This is a genomic window from Rhodococcus sp. T7, from assembly GCF_009872365.1.
Taxonomy (GTDB): domain Bacteria; phylum Actinomycetota; class Actinomycetes; order Mycobacteriales; family Mycobacteriaceae; genus Rhodococcus_F.
Genome location: NZ_WXYH01000253.1, coordinates 1 through 1003, shown reverse-complemented (window position 1 = coordinate 1003; position 1003 = coordinate 1). Strand labels below are relative to the sequence as shown.

At 63.7% G+C, this 1003-nt stretch carries 1 protein-coding gene; it reads right to left on the bottom strand.

Annotated features, from left to right (window positions below; all coding sequences use genetic code 11):
- A partial coding sequence (locus MLGJGCBP_RS22055; protein ID WP_236581252.1) for a 2Fe-2S iron-sulfur cluster-binding protein occupies window positions 1-1003 on the bottom strand: 1003 nt, incomplete at both ends.

Here is a 1003-nt window from a genome sequence, read left to right as displayed (position 1 = left end):
GGTCGTGCGGGGCGCCATTGGCGTCGAGCAAGGCCAGAGCGGCATCCACCATCGGCGGTGGCCCACAGAGGTAGACCTCGGTCTTGCTGATGTCCGGTTCGCGGCGGCTCACCACGTCGGTGACATTGCCTTCTTCGACGACGATCGACCCCGCGGGCTGTGGGTCCATCGATTCCGACAGGCAGGCCACGAACGTGAAGTCCGTCAGCCCTCGTCCGAGTTCGAGGATCTCGTCGACGTAGAACAGGTCGGCGGGAGTGCGGGCACCGTAGTAGAAGTGCACCGGGCGGGTGTTGGCTGTCTCGCTCATGTGCCGCAGCAGCGAGAGGACCGGGGCCATCCCCGCCCCGCCTCCGATCAGGACGATCGGCAGGACGTGGCCTTCTTTGAGGGTGAACGACCCGTACGGGCCCGTCAGGGCGATCTCGTCGCCAACCGAGATGCCGTCCTCGAGCAGGCCGGCGAATTTCCCGCCGGGGTACTTCTTGATGAGGAACTCCACCCGGTCCGGTGTCATCTGGGTGGTCGCCATGGAGAAGGACCGGTGTTCCTCGCTGCCCGGGATTGTCAGGTCGGCGTACTGGCCGGGTTTGAACTCGAACGTTGCCGGCTCGACGGGCTGCAGCTGCAGCGACACGATGTCCTTGGTCATCGATTCGATCGCTACCACGCGGGTACGCACGTCTTGGATGGGAACCCCGCCGAGAAGTTCGTCCTCGTCGAAGTTGAGCAGTTCGATCGTGCAGTCACTGTATGCGGTTGCGCGGCACAGCAGTACGTGCCCCTCGTCGACCTCGGATTCGTTGCACGCAAACGTCGAGTAGTTCTCCATCTGGATATCGCCGTCGAGGACGTAGGACTTGCAGGCCGAGCACCGCCCCTCACGGCAGCCGTGCATCAGGTGGATGCCTTGCCGGAATGCGGCATCGAGGATGTACTCGTCTTCGCCGACTTCCATCTCGATGTCGACGGGCTCGAAGTTGATACGGTGCTTGTCGGCCAC